This is a genomic window from Phreatobacter sp. (assembly GCF_022843985.1).
Taxonomy (GTDB): Bacteria; Pseudomonadota; Alphaproteobacteria; order Rhizobiales; family Phreatobacteraceae; genus Phreatobacter.
The window spans coordinates 147,358-167,158 of sequence record NZ_JALHMP010000005.1 but is presented as its reverse complement, the minus strand read 5'-3'; the positions used below and the strand labels follow the sequence as shown (position 1 = coordinate 167,158).

At 68.9% G+C, this 19,801-nt stretch carries 17 protein-coding genes; 11 read left to right on the top strand and 6 right to left on the bottom strand.

Going from position 1 to position 19,801, the window contains the following annotated elements; genetic code table 11:
• The first annotated feature begins 2 nt into the window (after positions 1-2).
• Genes Q0C57_RS05355 through soxA form a run of 5 tightly spaced genes read left to right on the top strand, consistent with a single transcriptional unit; the run spans position 3 to position 4,176 of the window.
• Positions 3-2,177, top strand: a complete 2,175-nt coding sequence (locus tag Q0C57_RS05355; RefSeq protein WP_296573084.1) for a molybdopterin cofactor-binding domain-containing protein — start codon at positions 3-5, stop codon at positions 2,175-2,177.
• On the top strand, positions 2,174-2,614 hold the full coding sequence (gene soxX / locus Q0C57_RS05350) for a sulfur oxidation c-type cytochrome SoxX (protein ID WP_296573081.1): 441 nt from the start codon (positions 2,174-2,176) through the stop codon (positions 2,612-2,614). Before Q0C57_RS05355 ends, soxX begins: the two co-directional genes overlap by 4 nt.
• 3 nt (positions 2,615-2,617) lie before the next feature.
• Positions 2,618-3,097, top strand: coding sequence for a thiosulfate oxidation carrier protein SoxY (locus Q0C57_RS05345; protein ID WP_296573078.1), 480 nt, complete (start codon positions 2,618-2,620; stop codon positions 3,095-3,097).
• A gap of 3 nt (positions 3,098-3,100) precedes the next feature.
• On the top strand, positions 3,101-3,430 hold the full coding sequence (locus tag Q0C57_RS05340) for a thiosulfate oxidation carrier complex protein SoxZ (protein ID WP_296573075.1): 330 nt from the start codon (positions 3,101-3,103) through the stop codon (positions 3,428-3,430).
• Positions 3,427-4,176 carry a sulfur oxidation c-type cytochrome SoxA gene (gene soxA / locus Q0C57_RS05335; RefSeq protein WP_296573072.1) on the top strand — a complete coding sequence of 250 codons (750 nt, stop codon included), beginning with the start codon at positions 3,427-3,429 and terminating at the stop codon, positions 4,174-4,176. Before Q0C57_RS05340 ends, soxA begins: the two co-directional genes overlap by 4 nt.
• Before the next feature lie 26 nt (positions 4,177-4,202).
• Here the strand turns inward: soxA and Q0C57_RS05330 are convergent, their stop codons facing one another.
• The 3 genes from Q0C57_RS05330 to Q0C57_RS05320 form a co-directional block, all read right to left on the bottom strand.
• Positions 4,203-4,532: a hypothetical protein gene (locus Q0C57_RS05330; RefSeq protein ID WP_296573069.1), complete on the bottom strand. Its 330-nt coding sequence runs from the start codon at positions 4,530-4,532 to the stop codon at positions 4,203-4,205.
• A 205-nt stretch (positions 4,533-4,737) separates the two neighbouring features.
• Entirely contained in the window at positions 4,738-5,421 is a 684-nt protein-coding gene (locus tag Q0C57_RS05325; protein WP_296573066.1) for an EAL domain-containing protein, read from the bottom strand.
• A gap of 164 nt (positions 5,422-5,585) precedes the next feature.
• Entirely contained in the window at positions 5,586-6,500 is a 915-nt protein-coding gene (locus Q0C57_RS05320) for a LysR substrate-binding domain-containing protein (RefSeq protein WP_296573063.1), read from the bottom strand.
• A 211-nt stretch (positions 6,501-6,711) separates the two neighbouring features.
• Between Q0C57_RS05320 and katG the strand changes: the two genes are divergently transcribed.
• Positions 6,712-8,916 carry a catalase/peroxidase HPI gene (gene katG, locus Q0C57_RS05315; protein WP_296573199.1) on the top strand — a complete coding sequence of 735 codons (2,205 nt, stop codon included), beginning with the start codon at positions 6,712-6,714 and terminating at the stop codon, positions 8,914-8,916.
• 54 nt (positions 8,917-8,970) lie between these two features.
• Here the strand turns inward: katG and Q0C57_RS05310 are convergent, their stop codons facing one another.
• Genes Q0C57_RS05310 through Q0C57_RS05300 form a run of 3 tightly spaced genes read right to left on the bottom strand, consistent with a single transcriptional unit; the run spans position 8,971 to position 13,957 of the window.
• A complete protein-coding gene (locus Q0C57_RS05310; RefSeq protein ID WP_296573060.1) occupies positions 8,971-9,621 on the bottom strand; it encodes a TetR family transcriptional regulator in 651 nt (216 codons plus the stop codon).
• A 4-nt stretch (positions 9,622-9,625) separates the two neighbouring features.
• The gene (locus tag Q0C57_RS05305; protein WP_296573058.1) at positions 9,626-12,766 is read right to left on the bottom strand and encodes an efflux RND transporter permease subunit; all 3,141 of its coding nucleotides are present in this window, start codon (positions 12,764-12,766) and stop codon (positions 9,626-9,628) included.
• A gap of 12 nt (positions 12,767-12,778) precedes the next feature.
• Complete coding sequence (locus Q0C57_RS05300) at positions 12,779-13,957, bottom strand: efflux RND transporter periplasmic adaptor subunit (protein WP_296573056.1); 1,179 nt, start codon at positions 13,955-13,957, stop codon at positions 12,779-12,781.
• Between the two features lie 288 nt (positions 13,958-14,245).
• Between Q0C57_RS05300 and Q0C57_RS05295 the strand changes: the two genes are divergently transcribed.
• The 5 genes from Q0C57_RS05295 (at position 14,246) to Q0C57_RS05275 (ending at position 19,794) form a co-directional block, all read left to right on the top strand.
• Positions 14,246-14,509: a hypothetical protein gene (locus tag Q0C57_RS05295; RefSeq protein WP_296573054.1), complete on the top strand. Its 264-nt coding sequence runs from the start codon at positions 14,246-14,248 to the stop codon at positions 14,507-14,509.
• 130 nt (positions 14,510-14,639) lie between these two features.
• Positions 14,640-15,401 (top strand): SDR family NAD(P)-dependent oxidoreductase, encoded by a 762-nt coding sequence (locus Q0C57_RS05290; RefSeq protein ID WP_296573053.1) that lies wholly within the window; start codon positions 14,640-14,642, stop codon positions 15,399-15,401.
• Complete coding sequence (locus tag Q0C57_RS05285) at positions 15,398-16,594, top strand: acyl-CoA dehydrogenase family protein (protein ID WP_296573051.1); 1,197 nt, start codon at positions 15,398-15,400, stop codon at positions 16,592-16,594. Before Q0C57_RS05290 ends, Q0C57_RS05285 begins: the two co-directional genes overlap by 4 nt.
• A gap of 51 nt (positions 16,595-16,645) precedes the next feature.
• Positions 16,646-17,806: an acetyl-CoA C-acetyltransferase gene (locus Q0C57_RS05280; RefSeq protein WP_296573049.1), complete on the top strand. Its 1,161-nt coding sequence runs from the start codon at positions 16,646-16,648 to the stop codon at positions 17,804-17,806.
• Positions 17,807-17,940: 134 nt separating this feature from the next.
• Complete coding sequence (locus tag Q0C57_RS05275) at positions 17,941-19,794, top strand: heavy metal translocating P-type ATPase (RefSeq protein WP_296573045.1); 1,854 nt, start codon at positions 17,941-17,943, stop codon at positions 19,792-19,794.
• Positions 19,795-19,801: the final 7 nt, after the last annotated feature.

Genomic DNA, 19,801 nt, shown 5'->3' with positions numbered 1-19,801 from the left:
ACATGACGCTCATCGAGACCACGACGACCTCCCGCCGCGCCGTCCTCAAGGCGGCCGCCGGCCTGACCGTCGGCTTCTATCTGCCGACCGGCGCCATGGCCCAGCAGCCGGCGCCCGCGGCCGCGCCCGAGATCAATGCCTGGGTCGTCATCCGGCCGGATGACACGGTGGTCCTGCGCATGGCCCGCACCGAGATGGGCCAGGGCACACGCACCGGCCTCTGCCAGATGATCGCCGAGGAACTGCACTGCGACTGGTCGAAGATCGTCACCGAATATGTGACGCCCGGCCAGTCCCTGGCCCGCAACCGCGCCTGGGGCGCCTTCCTCACCGCCGGCAGCCAGGGCATCCGCCAGAGCCAGGACTATGTCCGGCGCGGCGGTGCCACCGCCCGCGTCATGCTGATCCAGGCCGCCGCCGATGCCTGGGGCGTTCCCGCGGCGCAGTGCACGGCGAAGGACAGTGTCGTCACCCATGCCGCCTCCGGTCGCCAGGTCCGCTACGGTCAGGTCGCCGCCGCCGCCGCGCGCCTGTCGCCGCCGGCCAATGTGCCCTTGAAGGACCCCAAGGACTGGACCGTCATCGGCACCTCGGTGAAACGTCTCGACACCGCCGCCAAGACCACCGGCGCCCTCGTCTACGGCTCCGACCTGAAGATGCCGGGCATGCTGGTGGCGGTGCCGAAGGAATGCCCGGTCTTCGGCGGCAAGGTCGCCTCCTTCGATGCTGCCAAGGTCGCCTCCATGCCGGGCGTGCGCCACGTCCTCAAGGTCGGCGAAACGGCCGTCGCCGTGGTCGCGGACACGTTCTGGCAGGCCAAGACGGCGCTCGACGCCCTGCCGGTCACCTGGGATTACGGCCCCAACCGCGCCGTATCGTCGGAGACCATCGCGGCCAGCCTGCGCGAGGGCCTGGAGGCCACGGAAGCCTTCGTCGGCAACACCAACGGCGATGCCCGCGCCGCCATCGCCAGTGCTGCCCGCAAGGTCGAGGCGGTCTATTCCTATCCCTTCCAGAACCACGCGCCGATGGAGACGATGAACGCCACGGTGGTGTGGACGCCGACGCGCTGCGACGTCTGGTGCCCGACCCAGAACGGCGAGGCGGCGCTGGCCGCCACCGCCCAGGCCGCCGGCCTGCCACAGACGGCCTGCGACGTCCACCGCGTTGACCTCGGCGGCGGTTTCGGCCGGCGCACGACCCATGACTGGCTGATCCAGGCGGTGACCATCGCCCGCCAGGTCCCCGGCGTGCCCATCAAGACGCAGTGGACCCGCGAAGAGGACATGGTGCAGGGGCGCTACCATCCCGTGACCATGTGCAAGCTCACCGGCGGCCTCGACGCCCAGGGCAATGTCGTCGGCCTGCACATGCGCATCTCCGGCCAGTCCATCCTCTCCTACGTCTTCCCGACGGCGTTGCAGAACGGCCGTGACCCCGTGCAGTTCCAGGGGCTCAATGCCGGCGGCAACGAGGGCCAGATCGGCTATGCCTTCCCCAACCTGCTCATCGACCACGCCATGCGGAACACCCACGTGCCGCCGCATTTCTGGCGCGGCGTGAACCATAACCAGAACGCCATCTATCTCGAGTGCTTCCTCGACGAGCTCGCCCATGCGGCCGGCCAGGATCCCCTGGCCTTCCGGCGCAAGCTGATGGGTAACCACCCGCGCCACCTCGCCGTGCTGAACGCCGTGGCCGCCAAGATCGGCTGGGACACGCCGCCGGCGGCCGGCATTCACCGGGGTATCGCCCAGCAGATGGGTTTCGGCAGCTACGTCGCCGCCGCCGCCGAGGTGTCGGTCGACACCGCAGGCCGGCTAAAGATCCACCGCATCGTCGCGGCCACCGACTGCGGCGTTGCCGTCAATCCGCGCCAGATCGAGATGCAGGTCGAGGGCTCCTTCGCCTACGGGCTCTCGGCCCTGCTCTATGGAGCCTGCACGGTGAAGGACGGTCAGATCGTCGAGACCAATTTCGACAGTTACAATGTCCTGCGCATCGACGAGATGCCGGCCGTCGAGACCATCGTCATGCCCTCCGGCGGCTTCTGGGGCGGCGTCGGCGAGCCGACCATCATGGTTGCTGCGCCCGCGGTGCTGAACGCGATCTTCGCCGCCACCGGCAGGCGCATCCGCACGGTCCCGCTGAAGGACCAGGACCTCAGGCGGGCGTGAGGGCTCCCGTCGCCGCCTTCGCCCTTCTCGGCCTCGCCGGCCCTACGGCGGGGCAGGAGGTCGTCCCCCATGTCGTGGTCGGCGATGCCGTCGCTGCGCCGCTCGGCGGGCAGATCGGCGTAGCGGAGCGCGGGGCACGGATCATACGCAACCGGGAGACGGCGAATTGCCTCATCTGCCATTCCCTGCCTGACCGGTCCGAGCCCTTCATGGGCGAGGTCGGACCGCCGCTCGCCAGGGTCGGCAGCCGCCTCACGCCCGGCCAGATCAGGTTGAGGCTGATCGATCCGACCGTGGTGAATGCGGAGGCGGTGATGCCGGCCTATCATCGCGTCACCGGGCTCGCCCATGTCGACGAGCGCTGGCGCGGCCGTCCCGTCCTGTCGGCCCAGGAGATCGAGGACGTCGTCGCCTATCTGTCCGCCCTGAAGGAGTGAATGATGACCGCCCATCCCTCTTCGAGACGGGTCCTCCTGACCCGGCGCCATGCCCTCGCGGCGACCGCCGCGACCGCGCTGCTGCCGCCGGCTGCGGCGGCCCAGTCGGCATCGTCTGAGAGCTTCGCCGCCGCCCAGCAGGCGATCCTCGCCGGACGCGTGCCGGTGACCACGGGGCTGTCGCTCGACATGCCGACGCTCTCCGAGAACGGCAATGCGGTCGACCTCGCCATCAAGGTCGACAGCCCGATGAGCGCCGATGACCACGTCGCCCGCATCCACATCCTCGCCGAGAAGAACCCCTTCCCGCGTGTGGCGACCTTCCATATCGGACCGCGGGCCGGCCGCGCCGATGTCGCCACCCGCATCCGCCTCGCCGAGACCCAGACCATCGTCGTCCTGGCCGAGACGAGCCGCGGCTTGGTGCATCGCGACAGCCGCGAAGTGATCGTCATCCTCGGCGCCTGCGTGGACGGAGGCTGAGCCATGGCCAATGTCACCATCCCCGCCCGCATCACCATGCCGCCGGAGGCCAGGCACGGCGAGATCGTCGAGATCCGCGTTCTCGCCCGTCACCCGATGGAGCGGGCCATCGACGCCGCAGGCCTGCGCCCGGTACCGCGCAAGATCATCCACACCCTGCGCGTCACCCAAGAGGGGACGGAGATCTTCCGCATGGACCTGTCGACCGGGATCGCCGCCAATCCCTATGTCGCCTTCACCACCCGCGCCACCGCGACCGGCGAGCTCGTCTTCCAGTGGGTCGAGGATGGCGGGGTCACCTATGAGCGCCGGCAGGTCCTGACAGTGACATGACACGCCTGGCCGTCCTTGTCCTGCTGCTCGCCCCGACGGTTGTCGCCGCCGGAGAGGTGCGGGCGCCTGCGACCTTCCTCTCGCCGGACCTGCGCGCCCTGCAGGACGATCCGTCCCGCCATCCCGGCTGGCTGTGGATCGACACCGGCGAGGCCCTGTGGCGGGCGGCACCGGCCGGCGGGCGCCCCTCCTGCCAGGGATGCCACGGCGACATCACGGGGATGCGCGGCGTCGCCACACGCTATCCCCAGGTGGCGCAGACCGGCGATCTCCTCAACCTCGAAGGCCGGATCGAGACCTGCCGCAGCCGCCATCAGCAGGCTCCCGGCTTCGGCTACGAGAGCGAGGCGCTGTTGTCGCTGACGGCGGCCATCGCCTTGCAGTCCCGCGGCCTGCCGGTCTCGGTCGCCACGGACGGGCCGGCGGCGCGCTTCGTCGCGGAGGGCCGCCGCCTCTACACCCTGCGTCAGGGCCAGCTCAATCTGTCCTGCGCCCAATGCCATGACGAGAATGTCGGCCTGCGCCTGCGCGGCGATGTCATATCGAGCGGAGTCGGCACCGGCTTTCCCGCCTATCGCCTCGAATGGAACACGATGGGCTCGCTGCACCGCCGGCTGCGCGCCTGTTCGCTCGGCGTCCGGGCGACGCAGTTTCCGCTCGGCGGCCCGGACTATCTCGCCCTTGAGCTCTATCTGGCGGTGCGGGCGAAGGGCCTTCCCGTCGAGACGCCGGGCATCCGGCGCTAGGTACGCGGCGGCCCGTCCGCATCGTCTCAGGCAATGGACCGGGACGATTCCCTGACCTTGCGCGCCGCCATGTCGATATCCGTCATCGATCGGGCGATCGTGCCCATCGACCGGGAGATGGCCGGCACCCCTGCGGCGGCGACCCGCATGTTGGACGACATCTCGGCCGTCACCGCGCTCTGCTCCTCACCGGCGGAGGCAATCGCCGTGGCGATCTCGCTGATGGTCGAGATGGTCGCGGAGATATCGCCGATGGCGTTGACGGTCGAGGACTGGACGGAGGCGATCTGCCGCTGGACCTGCTTGCGGCCCTGCTGCTTCTTGATGTCGGCGGTGATGTCGGTGGCGAATTTCACCACCTTTGAACGGCTTGCCGTTCATGTCGAGGATCGGATTGCAGGAGGCCTGGACTCTGCACATGACTGTGCTGCGATTGCACGCGATCGGGCCGGAACCTTTTCACCAGAGAGCTGTTCTGCATCGGCGCGGGGATGCGGGTCCGGAGGCCGGGCGAGACAGGCGGTCAGGGACCGTTCGGCATACCCCGGACGGGATGACCCCTCAGGCGACGAATTGCGGCGTCTCGAACCGTTCGAAGGCGGGTCGGGCCAGGGCGTAGCCTTGCAGCAGTTCGACCCCGAGATCGCGCAGAACAGCGAGTTCGCCCATCGTCTCCACCCCCTCGCAGATGGTGACGATGCCGAGATCCGAGAGCATCGCCAGCATATGGCGCACCATGATCCGCTTCGCCCGGTCGGTATCGATGTCACGGATCAGATCCATGTCGAGCTTGACGATGTCCGGCTGGAAGCGGGCGAGCAGTGTGAGGCCAGAATGGCCGGCGCCGAAATCGTCGATCGCGGTGGCGAAGCCGATATCCTTGTAGGTCCGGACGATGTTGAGCAGATGCGCCGTCTCGATCCTCTCGTTTTCCGTGAACTCGAAGATGATGCGCTCGGGCGCGAAACCGACCCGCTCGGCCGTCGCCAGGGTGAGACGGATGCAGGCGCGCGGCTCATAGACCGCGTTCGGCATGAAGTTGATCGACAGGCGCGCCGCGCCGGGTGCGCCGCGACCGGCGAGTTCGATCGCCTTGACGCGGCACTGCTGGTCGAAGGCGTAGCGATTGGTCTCGTTGACGGCACCGAGCACGGATGCGGCGCCCTCGCCCGCCGGCCCCCGCACGAGGGCTTCGTAAGCGAAGACCGCGCCCGTGACCGTATTGACGATTGGCTGGAACGCCATCGAAAAGGCGAACGGCAAGGTGTTTGCGTTACGGCAGACATTACAGCTCATGACAACTCGCCCGAAAAGCCAATCACCTTTTCTACAAGTCATCCCTTAATGATGTCTGGCTCGACCGGCGGCCGGTATACGCGTCGCGAGCGGTAGGACAACAACGCGCACCCTCACAGGGCCGCATGCATGCGCCGCATCGTCTGCGCCGACAGGCGCACGACATCGGCGACCTCCGACAATTGCTTGGCGAGCGGACTCGTCCGGCGCCAGATCATGCCGATGGTGCGCGAGGGCCGCGGATCCTCGAAACGGACAATCGAGACCGGCGCCGACCGCGTCTCCACCGCGACCGCCATGTCCGGGATCAGGGTCACGCCGACCCCGACACCGACCATCTGCACCAGGGTCGACAGGGTGCTGCCATCGAGCATTTCCTTCGGCCTGGCGGCAGTCAGGCCGCAGAACGAGAGCGCCTGGTCGCGGAAGCAATGGCCTTCCTCCAGCAGCAGGAGCCGCATCTCGCGCAGCATCTCGGCGCTCGGCACCGCCTTGCCGGCATCGACGCTGGGCCGCACCAGCACGAAATCCTCGCGGAAGAGGGCGGTCTCTGTCATCGAGGGCTCGGAGACCGGCAGGGCAACGATGGCGGTGTCGAGCCGCCCCTCGTTCAGCTCCTGGATGAGTTTGGGCGTCTGCGTCTCGCGGATGCGGAGGTCGAGCCCGGCATGGCTGCGTCCGAGATCGCCGATGACCGCCGGCAGCAGATAGGGCGCCACCGTCGGAATGATACCGATGCGCAAGCGCCCCACGAGGCCGGCCCGCGAGGCGCGGGCGAGGTCGCCCAGTTCATCGACCGCCCGCAGGATGTCGCGGGCCCGCGCCGAGAAGGCCTCGCCGAAGGCAGTCAACCGCACCTGCCGGACACCCCGCTCGAACAGCGGCGTCCCGAGGCCGTCCTCCAGCTCGCGGATTTGCATCGACAGGGCGGGTTGCGAAATGGCGCATGACTCCGCCGCCCGGCCGAAATGACCGTGGCGCGCCAGCGCGTCGACATAGCGCAACTGCTTGAAAGTGACGTTGATCATAATTCGAGCTTATCGTCACAATCAGATAATTCAACTTAGTCTAATGAAATGACTTCGCTAGAAGGGGTGATCGCCAGCCGGTTGCCAGTCCCGCGCTCCTGTCGGTGGTGACCGTCCCCCGACGGCCGGCGACGGCATTGACGAGAAACAGGGGATTGCGCGCCGCAAGGCCGATACCCCTCCAAGACGATCGGAGATCACCATGGACGGAATGAATCTTGAGGCCGGCAAGTGCCCGGTCATGCACGGGGCGACCAACAACGCGATCCGCTCCAACCGCGACTGGTGGCCGAACCAGCTGAACCTGAAGATGCTCCATCAGAACTCGGCCCTCTGCGATCCCATGGGCGGCGAGTTCGACTACAAGGCCGCCTTCGGCCGCGTCGATTACCAGGCGCTGAAGCAGGACCTCTATGCGCTGATGACCGACAGCCAGGAATGGTGGCCGGCGGATTACGGCCATTACGGGCCCTTCTTCATCCGCATGGCCTGGCACAGCGCCGGCACCTACCGCACCGCCGACGGCCGCGGCGGCTCCTCCTCCGGTACCCAGCGCTTCGCGCCCCTGAACAGCTGGCCGGACAACGCCAATCTCGACAAGGCCCGCCGCCTGCTCTGGCCGATCAAGCAGAAATACGGCAATGCCATTTCCTGGGCCGACCTGATGATCCTCGCCGGCAATGCCGCGCTTGAATCCATGGGCTTCAAGACCTTCGGCTTCGGCGGCGGCCGCGCCGACATCTGGGAGCCCGAGGAGGACATCTACTGGGGCGCCGAGACCGAATGGCTCGCCGGCAGCGACAAGCCCAACAGCCGCTATACCGGCGATCGAGTCCTGGAAAACCCGCTCGCTGCGGTCCAGATGGGCCTCATCTACGTCAACCCGGAAGGACCGGACGGACGGCCCGATCCGCTCGCCTCGGCCCGTGACATCCGCGAGACCTTCGCGCGCATGGCGATGAACGACGAGGAAACCGTCGCGCTGGTCGCCGGCGGCCATACCTTCGGCAAGACCCACGGCGCCGGCGACGCCGCCCTCGTCGGTCCCGAGCCGGAGGCCGCCCCCATCGCCGAACAGGGTCTCGGCTGGATCTCGGCCTACGGCACCGGCAAGGGCGCCGACACCATCACCAGCGGCCTCGAGGGTGCCTGGACCTCCAATCCGATCCGTTGGGACAACGGCTATTTCGACGTCCTCTTCGGCTATGAGTGGGAACTGGTGAAGAGCCCGGCCGGCGCCCACCAGTGGCACGCCCGCAACCTCGCCGCCAAGGACATGGCGCCCGACGCCCATGATCCGGCGAAGCGCGTGCCGATCATGATGTCGACGGCCGACATGGCCATGCGCATGGACCCGGCCTATGAGGCCGTGTCGCGCCGGTTCCACCAGAACCCGGACCAGTTCGCCGATGCCTTCGCCCGCGCCTGGTTCAAGCTCACCCACCGCGACATGGGCCCGAAAGTGCGTTATCTCGGTCCCGAAGTCCCGGCCGAAGACCTGATCTGGCAGGATCCGGTGCCGGCCGTGGACCACCCGCTGGTCGACGCCGCCGACATCGCCGCTCTCAAGGGACAGATCCTCGCCTCAGGTCTCAGCCCGGCCGAACTGATCCGCACCGCCTGGGCCTCGGCCTCGACCTTCCGCGGCTCGGACAAGCGCGGCGGCGCCAACGGTGCGCGCATCCGCCTCGCGCCCCAGAAGGACTGGGAGGCCAACGAGCCGGCCCAGCTCGCGAAGGTCCTCGCGACGCTTGAGGGTATCCGTCAGGCCTTCAACGCCTCTGCCCCCGGCGGCAAGAAGGTCTCGCTGGCCGACCTGATCGTGCTCGGCGGCGGTGCCGCCATCGAACAGGCGGCCAAGGCTGCCGGCCATGCGCTCGAGGTGCCCTTCGCACCCGGCCGCACCGACGCGGCGCCGGAGCAGACCGACGCCGAGTCCTTCGACGTGCTGGAGCCGCTCGCCGACGGCTTCCGCAACTACCAGAAGACGGCCTTCACCGTGTCGGCCGAGGAACTGCTGCTCGACAAGGCCCAGTTGCTGACCCTGACCGCGCCGGAGATGACCGCCCTGGTCGGTGGCCTGCGCGTGCTCGGTGGCAATCACGGCGGCTCGCCGCACGGCGTCTTCACCACAAGGCCGGGCGTCCTCACCAACGACTTCTTCGTCAACCTGCTCGACATGGGCACGGTCTGGCGGGCGGTCTCGGAGGACCAGGACGCTTTCGAGGGCCGTGACCGCAAGACCGGCGCGGTGAAGTGGACGGCGACCCGCGTCGACCTTGTCTTCGGCTCGAACTCGCAGCTGCGGGCGCTGGCCGAGGTTTATGGCCAGGCCGACAATGCGACGAAGTTCGTGCGCGACTTCGTCGCCGCCTGGACCAAGGTGATGAACGCCGACCGCTTCGATCTCGCCTGACCGCCACGCCGATCCCGCACGCGGCACCAAGCGGCCGCGTGCGGGCGCCCGGCTTCACGCCGGCGCAAGAACGGGGATGCCGGCCGGCACGCAGCGGTGCCGATAGGCCTGGAACTGCGCCCGGATCACGCTGCTGCCCCGCTCGACGAGGTCGAAGCGGCGACCGAATTTCAGCCAGTCGACAATCAGCCCGTGCAGCAGCCACTGGAAGGCGGCCGCCGCCGTTCCGTGCGGCCATGACGGCGCCAGGATGCCGCGCCGGTCCGCCTCGGCGAAGGCGCTGGCGAACTGCGCATGGGCACGGTCCATGGTCTCCAGGGTGCGCTGCAGGACCACGCCGAATTCGTCCCGATACTCGCACAGGGTCAGGATCGTGTAGATGCGCTGACGACGCGCGTCGCCGGCCAGCAGCGTCAGCGCGCCGATGGCCAGCTCTTCCACCAGCGCCAGCGGGTCGGGATGCTCACTGAGTGCCAGCGGCGCCAGAAGGTCGTCGTGGATCAGCGGCGCATCGTCGAACAGCGCCATGAACAGGTCCGCCTTGTTGGCGAAATGCCAGTAGACCGCCCCGCGTGTCACCCCGGCCTCGGCGGCGATCTCCTCAAGCGAGGTCGTCGCCACCCCCTTGGCATGGAAGATCCTCTCGGCCGCGTCGAGGAGACCGCGACGCGTCTCCTCCGCCTCCGCCTTGGTGCGTCGCGCCACGGCCCTAGTTCCGAGGATCGGAGGCCGCAGGCGCCTCTGCTGGCGCCGGCTTGTCCCGCCCGCCCATCAGCCGCGTCACCACGACGAAGAAGACGGGGACGAAGAACACGGCGAGGACCGTGGCCGAGATCATGCCGCCGAGCACGCCCGTGCCCAGCGCCTGCTGGCTGGCCGCGCTGGCACCCGAGGCGATGGCGAGGGGCAGCACGCCGAGCGCGAAGGCCAGCGAGGTCATGATGATCGGCCGGAAGCGCAGATGCGCCGCCTCGATCGTCGCCTCGAGGATACCCTTGCCCTCCGCCCTCAGGTCCTTGGCGAACTCGATGATGAGGATGGCGTTCTTTGCCGACAGCCCGATGATCGCGACCAGGCCGACCATGAAATAGACGTCGTTCGGCATGCCGCGCAGGGTCACCGCCGTCACCGAGCCGATGACGCCGAGGGGGACGACCAGCAGCACCGAGATCGGGATCGTCCAGCTTTCATAGAGCGCCGCGAGGCAGAGGAAGACGAGGATGCAGGACAGCGCGATGAGGAGTGGCGCCTGCGAGCCCGCCAGGATCTCCTGCAACGACTGCCCCGTCCATTCATAGCCGAAGCCCGGCGGCAATTGCCCGGCGAGGCGCTGCATCTCGGCGATGGCGTCGCCCGAGGAATAGCCCGGAGCGGCTGAGCCCGAGATGCGGATGGCGGGATAGCCATTGTAGCCGACGATCTGCGAGGGGCCGCGCTGCCACTCGATGCGGGCGAAGGCCGAGAGCGGCACCATGCCGCCGTTGGAATTGCGCACGTTGAGGTTCAGGAGGTCCGAGGTCTGCATGCGGCTCGCTGCATCGCCCTGCACCAGCACCCGCTGCAGGCGGCCGGCATTGGGGAAATCGTTGACATAGGCCGAGCCGAGATGGGTGGAGATCGTCGCGTTGATGTCGGCGAAGGTGACCCCGAAGGTGTTCGCCTTCTCGCGATCGACGATCAGCGACACCTGGGCGGCGTCGGGGAGGCCCTCGACGAAGACCTGCGTCAGGATCGGGCTGCGCATGGCGGCACCGATCAGTTGGTCGCGCGCCGCGGCGAGCTGCTGCTGGGTCTGGCCGCCGCGCGCCTGCAGGCGGAAGGAGAAGCCGTTGGAATTGCCGAGGCCCTGGATGGGCGGCGGCGACAGGCCGAAGACGATGGCGTCGCGCAGCCGCGACAGCGCGATCGTGCCGCGCAGCGCGATGGCATTCGCCGCGTCACCCGGGCCGCGTTCGCTCCAGTCCTTCAAGGTCACGAAGGCCAGGGCGGCGTTCTGTCCCTGCCCGAAGAAAGAGAAGCCGCGCACCGTCACGATACGGGCGACGCCCGGCTCACCGGCAAACTGCTTCTCGGCGGTTTCGATGGCGGCCAGGGTGCGGTTGACGGTGGCGTCCGAGGGCGCCTGGAAGTTGACGATGATGTAGCCCTGGTCCTCGTTCGGCAGGAACGAGGTCGGCAGCCGCATGTAGAGATAGCCGAGGCCGGCCAGCAGCACGACGTAGATGATCATGAAGCGGCCGCCGCGGCGGACCATATAGGAGACGACGCTGCCATAGCCGCGGGTCGTCCGGTCGAGGCCGCGGTTGAACCAGCCGAAGAAGCCGCGCTTGCCGTGATGGTGGCCCGCGGCCACAGGCTTGAGGAAGGTCGCCGCCAGGGCCGGCGTCAGGCTGAGCGCCAGGAAGGCCGAGAACAGGATCGACACGACCATGGTCAGGCTGAACTGCTTGTAGATCACGCCCACCGCGCCGGGGAAGAAGGCGAGCGGGATGAACACCGAGACCAGGACCGCGGTGATGCCGATGACCGCCCCGGTGATCTGGCCCATGGCCTTGCGGGTCGCCTCCTTCGGCGGCAGTCCCTCCTCCGCCATGATCCGCTCGACATTCTCCACCACGACAATGGCGTCGTCGACGAGGATGCCGATGGCGAGCACCATCGCGAACATGGTGAGCACGTTGATGGAGAAGCCGGTGACATACATCACCGCGCAGGTGCCGAGCAGCGCCACCGGCACCACGATCGCCGGGATCAGCGTGTAGCGCAGGTTCTGCAGGAACAGGAACATGACGAGGAAGACCAGCACCATGGCCTCGAGCAGCGTGTGCAGCACCTTCTCGATCGACACCCTGACGAAGGGCGAGGTGTCGTAGGGCACCGCATGTTCGACGCCCGGCGGGAAGAAGGGCGCGAGTTCATCCAGCCGCTTCTTGACCGCTTCGGCGGTCGCCATGGCATTGCCGGTCGGCGACAGCTGGACCGCGAGGGCGGCGGCCGGCTTGCCATTGAGGCGCGCCGAGGTCGCATAGGCCTGGGCGCCGACCTCGATCCGCGCGATGTCCCTCAGCCGGACCAGCGAGCCGTCGCGATTGGCGCGCAGCACGATGGCGCCGAACTCGTCCGGCGACGCGAGCTGCCCCTTGACCATGACGGTCGCGGTCACCTGCTGGTTGATGGGGTTTGGCAGCGAGCCGATGGACCCCGCCGAGACCTGCGCATTCTGCGCAGTGACGGCGGCGGTGACGTCGGCGGCGGTCAGGTTGAGGCCGACCATCTTGTCCGGGTCGAGCCAGATGCGCATGGCGCGCTCGGAGGCGAAGAGCTGGGCCCGGCCAACCCCCGGCACGCGCCGGATCTCGCCAAGAATGTTGCGGCTCATGTAGTCGCCGAGGCCGATATCGTCCATCGAGCCGTCGGTCGAGGTCAGCGTCGCGACGAGCAGGAAGTTCGACCGGGCCTGGTCGACCTGCACGCCCTGCTGGCTCACCGCGCGCGGCAGGCGCGGTTCGACGCGGCGCACGCGGTTCTGCACCTCGACCGCCGCGGCGGCACCGTTGGTGCCCGGCCGGAACGTGGCGGTGATCTGGATCGCCCCGGTCGTGTCGGCGACGGATTCGAAATAGATCAGGCCCTCGATGCCGTTCAGCTCCTCCTCGATCGGCCGGGTGACCGACTGGTAGGCGTCCTCCGGCGAGGCTCCGGGATAGGCCGTGTTGATGGTGATCTGCGGCGGCGCGACGTCGGGATACTGCGCGATCGGCAGCATCGGGATGGCGATGAGGCCGGCCAGCATGATGAGGATGGCGATGACCCAGGCGAAGATGGGCCTGCCGATGAAGAACTGGGGCATGGTCCTGGGTCCTTATCGGCCAGCGGCAGCGGCCGGGGCGGCGCCTTGCGCCGGCGGCGCCCAGGGGCTCGCGGCGACCTTTCCACCCGGTCGCAGGCGCTGGAAGCCCTCGACGACGACGCGATCGCCAGCCGAGAGGCCCTCGTCGATCACTGCATTGGTGCCGACCATGCGGCTCGTCCTGACGATGCGAACCTCCACCGTATCGTCCGCCTTGACGACGTAGAGCTGCGCCCGGCCCGCCGTGTCGCGCTGGATCGCCTGCTGCGGCACGGCGATGGCGTTCGGCTGGATGCCCTGTTCGATCAGCACGCGGACATACATGCCGGGCAGGAGGTCGCCGTTGGGATTGGGGAATTCGCCGCGCAGCGTCACCTGACCGGTGCCGGCATCGACCGTCGCCTCGGAGAACAGGAGGCGGCCCGTATGGGGATAGGGGCTGCCGTCGTCGAGGATCAGCTTCACCGCCGCTTCATCGCCCTGGTCGGGCGTCACGGCACCCGCCTGCATGGCGCGGCGCAAGCGGATGAGGTCGGTCGCCGACTGGGTGAAGTCGGCATAGATCGGGTCCAACTGCTGGATCGTGGCGAGAGCCTCGGCGCCGTTGGCCGCCACCAGCGCACCCTCGGTGATCAGCGCCCGGCCGATGCGGCCGCTGATCGGCGCGGTGATGTCGGCATATTTCAGGTTGAGCTCGGCTGCCGCGAGGCCCGCCTTGGCGCTGGCGACGTCGGCATCGGCCTGGGCGAGTGCCGCGACGGCGCTGTCGAGCTGCTGCGGGCTCGCCACATTGCGCTCGCGCAGCTGCTCGACGCGCTCGTTCTGCTGCTGGGCGAGGAGGCGCGTCGCCTGGGCGCGCTGCATGGTCGCCCTGGAGCGCTCGACCTCCACCCGGAAAGGCTCGGGGTCGATGCGGTAGAGCACGTCGCCCTCCTTCACCAGGCTGCCCTGCTGGAACACCCGGGCAACGATGATGCCGGAGACGCGAGGACGCACCTGGGCGATCCGCGTCGGCGCGATCCGGCCGGGCAGTTCGCTGATGATCGGGACGGCGCCGGCCGTCACCGAGACGATGCCGACGGGCGCCGGCGGCGGCGCCGCCGCCGGCCGCGGCGCCGTGCTGCCGGAATCGTTGCAGGCGGCGAGGCCGACGAGGAGGAGCGCCATGGACAGAAAACGGAAAAACGACATCGGAGGCCCCGATCCCCGCGCCGGCCCGAGGGTCGATCGCCAGAAAAAAGAAAAATACATACAATCGTGAATGTATCGGACTTGCTGCGACGCGGCAAGAGCGCGAAGGCCGGCATCACCTGGATGTGACGACGGTTCGCGCCGGTCGGTCCCGACGCGGCGACAGCGCTTGTGAGCCGACTCCCTGAAGGCTACACGGGAAAGGTCCCGTGATTGGCAGCAGGCCGCAGCCAGGATCCGGGCCAGCCGGCAAAGGCCCGGCCGTTTCCTCCGGTGGATGCCTGCGCCATGAGACACAACCTCGATGACCCCGCAGTCCGGCGCAAATTGGTCGGCGCCCTGCTGAAATTGTCCCCGATCATGTTTGTCGGCTGCTGGATCCTCGGCACCCTCCAGGGCGCTGGAGCCATCGAAGCCACCGTGATCGCCGGTGTGATCGCCGCGATGTGTCTGGCCGGCGCGCTCGGCCTCCACCTGTTCGGCTCATCCGCCCGGTACATTCTCCTCGCCATCACCGGCGTCCTCGGCCTGCTTGCCTTCCTGGTCCGATAAATTGGCAGCCATCCCCCGCTCGACTGATTGACCATCCGCCGTCCCCCGACAAAGGTGCAGGCCTTCGGGACAGGACAACAGCACGGCCGACCGGCAGGCCGGAGGGTCGCGGCGCAGGAGGCAGCGGATCATGGACGCACGGGGTATGGCGGCGATCGTCACGGGAGGGGCCTCCGGGCTCGGCGGCGCCACGGCGGCGCGGCTCGCCAGGGCCGGCGCCAAGGTGACCATCTTCGATCTCAACGAGGAGCTCGGCCGCAAGCACGCTGCCGAGATCGGCGGCCATTTCGTCAGGGTCAATGTCGTCGACGAGGCGGCGGTCGACGCTGCCCTCGCCGAGGCCGAGGGCCTGCACGGCAAGGCGCGCATCTGCGTCAACTGTGCCGGCATCGGCCCGCCCGCCAAGGTCATCGCCCGCGACGGCTCGCCCCTGCCGCTGGGCGACTTCAACAAGATCATCCAGGTGAACCTGATCGGCACCTTCAACGTGCTGTCCAAGTTCGCCGCCCGCCTGCACACCGCCGATCCCGTCGGCGAGGAGCGCGGCGTCATCGTCAACACCGCCTCGGTGGCCGCCTTCGACGGCCAGATCGGCCAGCCTGCCTATGCTGCCTCCAAGGGCGGCATCGTCGGCATGACCCTGCCCATCGCCCGCGAGCTCGCCCGCTACGGCATCCGCGTCGTCACCATCGCCCCCGGCCTCTTCCTGACGCCCCTGATGGGCTCGCTGCCCAAGGAGGCGCAGGATTCGCTCGGCGCCCAGGTGCCCTTCCCCTCGCGCCTGGGCCACCCGGACGAATATGCCATGATGGTCGAGGCCATCGTCACCAACCCCATGCTGAACGGCGAGACCATCCGCCTCGACGGCGCCATCCGGATGACACCGAAATGAGCGGCCACGCCGCCGTCGAGCCCGCCGGTGCCACGCCGCGGGCCAAGGCCATTGCGGCAAAGGTCGAGGCCTTCGTCCGCGATGTCGTCATCCCCTACGAGAAGGACCCGCGCCAGGGCCCGCACGGCCCGACCGAGGAACTGGTCCACGAGATGCGCGGCAAGGCCCGCGCCGCCGGCGTCCTCACGCCCCACATCCTCGGCGACGGCGACCACCTGACCCAGGCCGAGACCGCCTATGTGCTGATCCGCTCCGGCCTCTCGATCCTCGGGCCGACCGCCGTCAACACGGCAGCTCCCGACGAAGGCAACATGTATCTGCTCGGCAAGGTCGGCTCGGAGGCCCAGAAGGCGCGCTTCCTGAAGCCGCTCGTCGAGGGCCGAGCCCGCTCTGCCTTCTTCATGACCGAGCCGGCCATGGAGGGGGGCGCCGGCTCCGATCCCTCGATGATGAAGACCACCTGCCGGCTCGACGGCAACCACTGGGTGATCAACGGCCGCAAGGCCTTCATCACCGGAGCCGAGGGCGCCAGGGTCGGTATCGTCATGGCGAAGTCCGACGACGGCGCCTGCATGTTCCTCGTCGACCTGCCGGACCCGGCCATCCGCCTCGAACGGGTGCTCGACACCATCGATTCTTCGATGCCGGGCGGCCATGCCGTCGTCACCATCGACAATCTGCGCGTACCGGCCGACCAGATGCTGGGGGCGAGCGGCGAGGGCTTCAAATATGCCCAGGTACGCCTCTCACCCGCCCGCCTGTCGCATTGCATGCGCTGGCTTGGCGCCTGCACCCGCGCCAACGAGATCGCCACCGACTATGCCTGCCGCCGCGAGGCCTTCGGCAAGACGCTCATCGACCACGAGGGCGTCGGCTTCATGCTGGCCGACAACCTCATCGACCTGAAACAGGCCGAACTGATGATCGACTGGTGCGCCGGGGTCCTCGATGGCGGCTCGCTCGGCACCGCCGAGAGCTCCATGACCAAGGTGGCCGTCTCCGAGGCGCTGATGCGCATCGCCGATCGCTGCGTGCAGGTCATGGGCGGCACGGGCGTCTCCGGCGATACCATGGTCGAGCAGGTGTTCCGCGAGGTCCGGGCCTTCCGCATCTATGATGGCCCGACCGAAGTCCACAAATGGTCGCTGGCCAAGAAGATCAAGCGCGACTGGAAAAACGCCCGCGCCGGCTGACGCGGCAAGACCCGGCGCCGCACCGGCGGTTGCCCCGAGGGAGGATCGACAATGGCCGAAGCCTATATCGTTGAAGCCGTCAGGACCGCCGGCGGCCGTCGCGGCGGCAAGCTTGCCGGCTGGCACCCGGCCGATCTCGGCGGCGAGGTGCTCAACGCCCTCGTCGAGCGCACCGGCATCGATCCCGCGGCCATCGAGGACGTCGTCGTCGGCTGCGTCACCCAGGGCGGCGAGCAGTCCTTCCATATCGGCCGTAACATGGTGCTGGCGTCGAAACTGCCGCAGAGCGTGCCGGCGGTGACCATCGACCGCCAGTGCGGATCCTCCCAGCAGGCCATGCAGTTCGCCGCCCAGGCGGTCATGTCCGGCACCCAGGACCTCGTCATCGCCGCCGGCGTCGAGAGCATGACCCGCGTGCCCATGGGCTCGGTCACCGGCCTCTACGCCAAGGCCGGCATCGGCGAGGGTCCCTTCTCGCAGCGCATCCAGCGGCGTTTCGGCGTCGAGGGCTTCAGCCAGTTCACCGGCGCCGAGATGATCGCGACGAAATACGGTTTCACCCGCGACGAACTCGACCGCTTCGCGCTGGAGAGCCATCGCCGCGCCGCCGCCGCGACCGAAGCTGGCGCCTTCGCCCGCGAGATCGTCGCGGTGGACGTCGACGGGGAGGCCCACCTGCGCGACGAGGGCATCCGCTTCGACGCCACGCTGGAAGGCATCGGCCAGGTGAAGACCCTGGTCGAGGGCGGCGTCATCACCGCCGCCAATGCCAGCCAGATCTGCGACGGCGCCTCCGGCGTCCTCATCGCCAACGCGCGCGCGATAAAGGCCCATGGCCTGACGCCCATCGCCCGCATCCACACCCTGACCGTCACCGGTGGCGACCCGGTCATCATGCTCGAGGAGCCCTTGCCCGCCACCGACCGCGCCCTCAAGCGCGCCGGCATGCGCATCGAGGACATCGACCTCTACGAGGTGAACGAGGCCTTCGCGTCGGTGCCGCTCGCCTGGCTGCGACATACCGGTGCCGACCCGGCACGGCTCAACGTCAACGGCGGCGCCATCGCCCTCGGCCATCCGCTCGGCGCCTCCGGCACCAAGCTGATGGCAACCCTGATCCATGCGCTGAAGGCGCGTGGCCAGCGCTACGGCCTGCAGACCATGTGCGAGGGCGGCGGTCTTGCCAACGTCACCATCGTCGAAGCGCTCTGACACCCCCGCGCCAGCGCCTCGGCGCCTTTTGTTTTGAATCATTCCACTTTGTGCCGCTGGTCTGTTAGCAGGGACCGGCAGCACGAAGTGGAATCGATCATGGCAGCGGCCCACCGACGACGGCGCACCGCGCGATGCGCCTGACCGACCTCAGGGCCTATCTGGTCGCCGTTCCCGCGGCGGGACTGGTCTTCGGCCTCGCCGCGCGCTGGTTCGACCACCCGACGCTCGCCGATCCCCTCTGGACCGTCGCGACGCTGATCGTCCTCATCGCCCTCACCCTCGAAATCGTCACCAGCCTGAGGCGCGGCGAGGTCGGTCTCGACATCGTCGCCTTTCTGTCCATGTCCGCGGCCCTCGCCGTCGGCGAGACCCTGGCCGCCGTGGTCGTCGCGCTCATGTATGCCGGCGGCCAGAACCTCGAAGCCTTCGCCGAGCGCCGCGCCCGGCGCGAGATGGCGGCGCTCCTCGGCCGCGCGCCGCGCACCGCCATGCGCTACGGCGATGCCGGCCTCACCGAGATCGCCCTCGATGCGGTGGCCGTCGGTGACCGTCTGCTCGTACGCCAGGGCGACGTGGTTCCGGTCGACGGCACGGTATTGGGCACCATCGCCGTCCTCGACGAGGCCGCGATCACCGGCGAGGCCGTCCCCGTCCAGCGCCGCGACGGCCAGCCGGTCATTTCCGGCACGCTCAATGTCGGTGGCCCCTTCGACATGCGGGCGGGGCGCATTGCACGGGACAGCACCTTCGCCGGCATTATCCGCATGGTGGAGAGCGCCCAGCGCTCGAAGGCGCCGATGGCCCGGCTCGCCGATCGCTATGCCCTCGTCTTCCTCGGCCTGTCGCTCGCCATTGCCGGGGCCGCCTGGTTCTTCTCGGGCGATCCCGTGCGGGCCGTGGCCGTTCTGGTCGTGGCCACCCCATGCCCGCTCATCCTGGCGGTTCCCGTCGCCATCGTCTCGGGGCTGTCGCGGGCGGCGGCGCGGGGCATTCTTATCAAGGGCGGCAAGGCGCTTGAGGCCCTCGCGCGCATACGCGTCATCGTCCTCGACAAGACCGGCACCCTGACCCGTGGTGAGGCGCGCATCACCTCCGAGGTCGTCTTCGGCGGCCTGTCGCCGCGCGAGGTCCTGCGCCTCGCAGCCTCGGCCGACCAGGTGTCGAAACATGTCGTCGCCCGCACGCTGGTGGCGGAAGCCGAGGCGCGCGGTCTGACGCTCTCCGTGCCGGCCGAGGCGCGCGAGACCCCCGGCGAGGGCGTTACCGCACGCATCGACGGGCACCATGTCAGCGTCGGCGGTATCGGCTTCGTCACGAGCATGACGGGGGGGGAGGACGCCGACGCGCTGCGCGGCTTGAAGAGGGATAACGGCGTGGTTGTCGCCGTCGCCGTCGACGGACGGCTCGTCGGCGGCCTCCTGATGGTGGACGAGTTGCGGGTCGGCGCCGCCGACCTGCTGCGCCGCCTGCGTGCGCGCGGCATCGGCCGCATCGTGCTCGCCACCGGCGACCGCCGCGCCGTCGCCGACGCCGTGGTGGGCGACCTGCCGGTCGATGCTGTCCACGCCGACCTCGTACCCGGCGACAAGGTGGCCATCGTCATCGCCGAACGGGCCTATGGGCCGGTCATGATGGTCGGCGACGGCGTCAACGATGCCCCGGCCCTCGCCGCTGCGGAGATCGGCGTCGCCATGGGCGCCACGGGATCGTCCGCCGCCTCGGAGACGGCGGATGTGGTGCTGCTGGTGGACCAGCTGGACCGCGTCGCCGAGGCCATTGCCATCGCCGCCCGGTCGCGCAGCATCGCCCTTCAGAGCGTCGGAGCCGGCATCGGCCTCTCGGTCGCCGGAATGATCGTGGCCGCCTTCGGCCTGATCACGCCGGTCCAGGGTGCCGTGCTGCAGGAGGTCATCGACGTGGCGGTGATCCTGAATGCCCTGCGGGCTCTCGGGCCAGGCCGCGACGCGCGGTCCGGCCCGACCTGACCGCGGG

Bases quoted from the DNA above. Each gene is read 5' to 3' on its own strand.
- Q0C57_RS05355 (WP_296573084.1), top strand. From the start codon at position 3: ATGACGCTCATCGAGACCACGACGACCTCCCGCCGCGCCGTCCTCAAG.
- Q0C57_RS05345 (WP_296573078.1), top strand. From the start codon at position 2,618: ATGACCGCCCATCCCTCTTCGAGACGGGTCCTCCTGACCCGGCGCCAT.
- Q0C57_RS05340 (WP_296573075.1), top strand. From the start codon at position 3,101: ATGGCCAATGTCACCATCCCCGCCCGCATCACCATGCCGCCGGAGGCC.
- soxA (WP_296573072.1), top strand. From the start codon at position 3,427: ATGACACGCCTGGCCGTCCTTGTCCTGCTGCTCGCCCCGACGGTTGTC.
- Q0C57_RS05325 (WP_296573066.1), bottom strand. From the start codon at position 5,421: ATGGCGTTCCAGCCAATCGTCAATACGGTCACGGGCGCGGTCTTCGCT.
- Q0C57_RS05320 (WP_296573063.1), bottom strand. From the start codon at position 6,500: ATGATCAACGTCACTTTCAAGCAGTTGCGCTATGTCGACGCGCTGGCG.
- katG (WP_296573199.1), top strand. From the start codon at position 6,712: ATGAATCTTGAGGCCGGCAAGTGCCCGGTCATGCACGGGGCGACCAAC.
- Q0C57_RS05305 (WP_296573058.1), bottom strand. From the start codon at position 12,766: ATGCCCCAGTTCTTCATCGGCAGGCCCATCTTCGCCTGGGTCATCGCC.
- Q0C57_RS05300 (WP_296573056.1), bottom strand. From the start codon at position 13,957: ATGTCGTTTTTCCGTTTTCTGTCCATGGCGCTCCTCCTCGTCGGCCTC.
- Q0C57_RS05295 (WP_296573054.1), top strand. From the start codon at position 14,246: ATGAGACACAACCTCGATGACCCCGCAGTCCGGCGCAAATTGGTCGGC.
- Q0C57_RS05290 (WP_296573053.1), top strand. From the start codon at position 14,640: ATGGACGCACGGGGTATGGCGGCGATCGTCACGGGAGGGGCCTCCGGG.
- Q0C57_RS05285 (WP_296573051.1), top strand. From the start codon at position 15,398: ATGAGCGGCCACGCCGCCGTCGAGCCCGCCGGTGCCACGCCGCGGGCC.
- Q0C57_RS05280 (WP_296573049.1), top strand. From the start codon at position 16,646: ATGGCCGAAGCCTATATCGTTGAAGCCGTCAGGACCGCCGGCGGCCGT.
- Q0C57_RS05275 (WP_296573045.1), top strand. From the start codon at position 17,941: ATGCGCCTGACCGACCTCAGGGCCTATCTGGTCGCCGTTCCCGCGGCG.